The sequence below is a fragment of the Mycetocola sp. genome, from assembly GCF_046716805.1.
GTDB lineage: Bacteria > Actinomycetota > Actinomycetes > Actinomycetales > Microbacteriaceae > Mycetocola_A.
The window spans coordinates 1-5,420 of record NZ_JBKJWH010000058.1; the positions used below are offsets into that span (position 1 = coordinate 1).

2 protein-coding genes are annotated in these 5,420 nt (G+C 66.5%); one reads left to right on the plus strand and one right to left on the minus strand.

The genetic code is table 11. The annotated features are described in order from the left end of the window. Positions 1-3,589: lamin tail domain-containing protein (locus ACLQ62_RS04915; RefSeq protein WP_411720547.1), on the minus strand; the 3,589-nt coding region annotated here is incomplete at its 3' end. A 389-nt stretch (positions 3,590-3,978) separates the two neighbouring features. Between ACLQ62_RS04915 and ACLQ62_RS04920 the strand changes: the two genes are divergently transcribed. Further along, positions 3,979-5,379, plus strand: coding sequence for a M28 family metallopeptidase (locus tag ACLQ62_RS04920; RefSeq protein WP_411720548.1), 1,401 nt, complete (start codon positions 3,979-3,981; stop codon positions 5,377-5,379). Positions 5,380-5,420: the final 41 nt, after the last annotated feature.

A 5,420-nucleotide genomic window follows, 5' to 3' on the forward strand; every position in this document is an offset into this window, starting at 1 on the left:
TGCTGACCGTTCCGTCGACCGCGTGGGCCCTGGCCTCGACGACACCGGACAGGGTGAACGCCTCATCGTCGGTGGTCGTCCGGTGGCGGGTGACCTCGGTCCAGGATGCCTCGTCGGCGGCGAGCGCGTAGAGGATCACCTGTGCGTTGGCGTTCGCTGTTCCCGCCCAGGAGACCCGGACAAGCGCGTCGGCTCCGGCATCGGCTGGCACGGCCACGTCAAACAGCTGGTACGGGAACTCCGTCTCCGAGCTGATGTCGGTGGCGACCCCGTCGACCGTTTCGAGTTCTTCGAGATCGTCGGACTGCAGGGCGACCGGCTGTTCGCGGTCGATCGCCGCGGCGTCCTGTGTCGTCCCCGTCCGGGTCGCGACGTCACCGTCGGCGAGGTCGAGCCGGTAGCCCTCGCGGAAGGACACGTCGAGGATGTCACCGGTCGGGTCGTCGCCCTGCGCCGACAGGCTGACGTCACCGGCCTCGACCTCGTTGCCCTCCTCTGGGCTGATCGCGCCGCCGGTGGGCATCTCCTCGAACGTCGTGAACGTCGCCTCGAAGCGGCTGACGTTGCCGACCTTGTCGGTCGACTCGATCACCACGTCGTGCTCGCCGGGGGCGAGGGTCAGCGACGAGGTCGTGTACGGCAGGGTGATCGGCATGCCTTCGAGCGTCGCCGTGTACGAGCCGACGCCGGAACCGGCATCCGTGATCTCGGCCTCGATGCTGATCTCGCCCTGGTACGGGGTGCCGTCGACGATCGAGGAAGTCACCTCGGGGGCCGTGTTGTCGACGATCACCGTGCGGCTGAGGCTGTTCGTGCCGTCGGTCGCGGAGACGACGTGCTCGCCGTCAGCCACGGTGGTGGTGTCCCAGATCGTGGCGTTGCCGGTGAAGGCATCCGCGGGGAGGGCGAACCGGGCGTCGTAGAAGTCGTACTTGCCGGCGCTGTCACCCATGTTCAGGGCGAGCGTCGGGTCGTCGTAGCCGATCGGCGTGAGGGTGCGACCGTCGGGCAGCACGAGACGGAGGCCCTTGACCTGGAAATCGTCGTTGTTCTCGTTCAGGTCGATCTCGGGCCGGGCCTTGGTGCCCGCCCAGATGCTGACGACGAGTTCCTCGCCCTCGACCACGTAGTCGAGCGGCACCGGGGTGACGATCGTCTCGAAGCCGGTGTAGATACCGTCATCGAAGATCCGGAGTACGTCATCGCCGATGCGCACCCCGTTCTGGAAGAAGGTGTCGACGCTGCCGGCCTCGAACACGAACGTCGGAGCGCTTTCGAGGCTCGGAACCGTCTCAAACGCTGTGCCGTCGATGCTCAGCTCGAGTTCGCTCGGGAACTCATCCCCCGCCGCGATCACCGTGTTGCCGCCGCCGACGTACTGGCCGTCGGTCACGTTGAGCCGGATCGGGTCGGTGTTCACGCCCTCGATCGGCACGCGCCGGGTCTCGGTGGTGGTCGTGTTCGAGCCGTCCCGCGCGGTGACGGTGTACTCGTACCAGCGCTTGCCGATCAGGTCGGCGGCGTTCACGACGTGACGGTAGATGCCATCGGCGCCCGCGACGAGATTCACCGAACGGATGCCGTCATCCACGTTGTTCGACAACTCCAGTGCCAGCGTGCGGACCTGCACGTCGTCGCTGGCCCGCAGCTCGACCGTGAAGTTCGCGGCCGGGTCGATGCTCGCGGCCGTGGAGTCTTCAATGACCGGCGCGACGGTGTCGACCGGGTCGATCATCAGTCCGGCCGGGACCTGGTCTTCCTGCACCGCGCCGGGCGTCGCCGAGGTGACGCCAAGCATCCGCTGCAGACCGAGGTCCTCGGCGGTGACCGCGTAACGGATGCCCTGGTCGGCCTGCGTGTCGTCGGTGTCGCCCATGTTGTAATAGGCGCGGTTGACGCTGAACCCGGTGTTTGTCAGAACCTCGATGCCGCGCGGGGAGCCGTTGGCCATACCGCCCGCGTAGATCTCGACCAGGCTGGTGCCGAGTTCAAGTTTGGTGCCGAACTGGGCGTTGAACTCGGCGGCACCGAGGGCGTCGTTCGGGCCGTTCTTGACCCACAACACGAGCGTCTTGCCCGGTTCGATCACCACGTCGGCGGGCTGGGCGGGCCAGAGCACCTCGTTGCTGTTGGTGGTGTAGTCCAGCGGGTAGAGGTAGTTGATCGTGTAGTCGGCGAAGTCGATCGGCTCGCTCGTGGCGTTGTACAGCTCGATGAACTCGAAACCGTCGGAGGCGCCGACGTTGGTGGAGTCCGGCAGCAGCTCGGTCACCTGCAGGCGTGCGGTGGACAGCGCCGGGTCGGGCTTCGGGTCCCAGCCGGGTGCGGGCTCGGGCTCGGGAGCGGTGAGTGCCTCCGGCTTGACCGCGCCGGGGGTAGCGGCGGCGGTCTCGAGCAGCGGCAGCCCGTTCTGGGCGATGTCTCCGGGGATGCGGAAGTGCGCGGTCGTCGTGGTGGACACCGAACCGGCCGGGTAGTGCGACCAGCTGACCGACTCGGTGCCAGCATCCGTGGTCTTCACGACGCGGATGCCGCGGGCACCGGTGTTGGCCATGCCGTTCTGCCCGGTGATCCGGACGACCCGGGTGTCGGCGGGAACCGCCCACTGGGCGCGGAAGTCGGCTTCGGTCTTCGCGGAGGAGTCGACGTTGCCGCTCGTGTAGCTCAGCCAGTACAGCGCCGTTTCGCCGGCGCCGAGCACGAGGTTTTCCGAGGCTTTGAGCGGCACGTCGGTGGCCATGTCGTCGGAGCTGACCGGTCCGTAGGCGAAGCTGTACCCGGCGGCAGCGAGGTCGATCGGCAGGTGCGTGGTGTTGTGCACCTCGAAGAACTCGAAGTTGTCGTAGCCGACGTGGTCCGGAGCGATCTCGGTGACGATCAGCGGCCAGTTCGCGGCGGGGCCGGGCTCGGGGACGGGTTCCGGTTCGGGCTCCGGGCGCACCAGCGCGGCCGGGTCGACCACGCCAGGGCTGCCGGCTGCGTTGGGTGCGAGCACGTCGAGGCCGAGGTCGGCCGGGTCGGCCGGCAGGCGGAAGTGCACCGCCTGGCCTTCACCCATCGAGCCGGTCGGGTAGTGAGACCAGGAAACGATGCCGTCGGCGTCGAGCACCCGTACGCCACGGTCGCCGCCGTTCGCCATACCGTTCTGGCCGGTGACACGGACGACGCGTGTGCCGGCATCCGCTCCGACGGCGCTGCGGAAACCGTCCACAGTGAACGCCGAGGAGTCGACGCTGCCGCTGGTGTAGCTCAGCCAGAACACGACGGTCTCGCCAGCGGCGATGCTCACGTCGCCGTCGACGGTGAGCGGCACGTCGCGGGCCCGGTCGCCGGAGTCGACGTAGGAGTACGCGAAGGTGATGCCTGCGGTCGTGAGATTGAGAGCATCCGTCGTCGTGTTGTGCACCTCGAAGTACTCGAAGTTGTCGTTGCCGGGATTGTTGGCGACGATCTCGGTGACGACGAGCGGCGGGATGCCGGCGACCGGAGCGGCGGTTGCGGGTGAGGCAGCGAGCAGGCCCATGCCCAGCGCACACACGGTGGCTGCAGCAAGGGCAGTGCGGAACCGCCGAAGACGTGACGTAGACACAGGATTACCTTCGGTTGGAGAGAGGATGCTCGTCGAACCTAGGGATGCCGGCGTACCGGGAGGTGAACGGTGGGTGTCCTTGGCGGTCCCGTATTTTGAAATGGGGGCTACTGAGGCGCGCTCATCTTCCCTATGCTCTCGATCAACGTGTGCCCCGACCCGGGGTACCAAGTGAAAGGGAGACAATGAAGTCAACTGCCACACTTACGGGGAGAGCACGGACGGCGGTGGTCGCTACCGCGACGCTGGCTGCTTTCGTGCTGGTCCCCACCGGGGCTGCGTTCGCCGCACCCGGTTCGTCCGCAAAACCCGGTTCTTCGCAGAGTTGCGAGAAACAAAACAACAACACCATCCAGAAGCTCCTTCAGTGCGTTGACGCAGACGGGGCTATGGAGCACCTCGAGGCGTTCCAGGCAATCGCCGACGCGAACGGCGACAACCGCGCGGCCGGGACCTCCGGCTACGAGGCGAGCGTCGACTATGTCGTCGAAACGCTCGAGGCGGCTGGCTGGAATGTCACGATCGACGAATTCGACTTCACGTTCGTCGGGCCGTCGACACTCGAGCAGCTCACGCCAGTGGCTGCCTCGTACCCCACCGGCCCGTTCACCGGCAGCGGTGCCGGCGACGTCACGGCGGCCGTCACGCCCGTCGACGTGCAGCTCACCACACCGAACACCAACACCAGTGGCTGTGAGGCCTCCGACTTCATCGGCTTCCCGGCGGGCAACATCGCGCTGATCCAACGCGGCACCTGTACGTTCGCAACCAAGGCGCTGAACGCCGAGGCGGCAGGCGCGGCTGGCGTGATCATCTTCAACGCCGGTAACGACGACACCGCCGCCCGCCAGGACCTGATCGTGGGTACCCTCGGCGGCTCGGACATCGTTGGCATCCCCGTGGTTGGCGCGAGCTTCCAGCAGGGTGTCGCTCTGGCGCAGGCCGGTTCGACGGCGCACGTGATGGTGCCACTGCCTGAGGAGCGCCCGCAGAAGAACGTCATTGCGGAGCTCCCAGGCAAGAACACCAACAACGTTGTGATGGCTGGCGCGCACCTCGACTCAGTGCAGGCGGGCCCCGGCATCCAGGACAACGGCAGCGGATCCGCTGCGCTGATTGAGGTTGCTCAGTCGATGTCGAAGGTGAAGCCCGAAAACACCCTGCGGTTCGCGTGGTGGGGTGCTGAAGAAGCCGGACTCATCGGCTCGGAAGAGTATGTTGCCGGACTGAGCCAGGAAGAGAAGGACCGCATCGCGCTGTACCTGAACTTCGACATGATCGCTTCGCCCAACTACATCTTCATGATCTACGACGGTGACGAGTCTCAGTTCCCGGCACCTGTTGTCGTTCCTGAAGGATCGGTCGCGATCGAGGACCTCTTCGAGAGCTACTTCACAAGCGTTGGCGTGCCGTACGACGACGCCGAGTTCAGCGGACGTAGCGACTACGAGGCCTTCATCCTCAACGGGATTCCGGCCGGTGGCCTGTTCACCGGCGCCGAGGTCATCAAGACCGAGGAGCAGGAAGCCATCTGGGGCGGTGTTGCTGGTGAGTCGTACGACCAGTGCTACCACCAGGCCTGCGACGACATCGACAACGTGAACATCGAGGCACTCGACGTGAACATCGACGCCATCGCGCTCGCGGTGCTCGTGTACGGGTACTCGACGGAGTCGGTCAACGGTGTGGTCGGCAAGAACATCCCCGGTGGGCTCAACCTGCCCGCGCCGGCTGGTCCTGAAGGCACCACCGGCAGCAGCGGCGGCCACTCGCACGGAGAGGACGAGTAGACGCACCATCTGAACGAGGGCGGGGGTGCCGGGAACGGCAC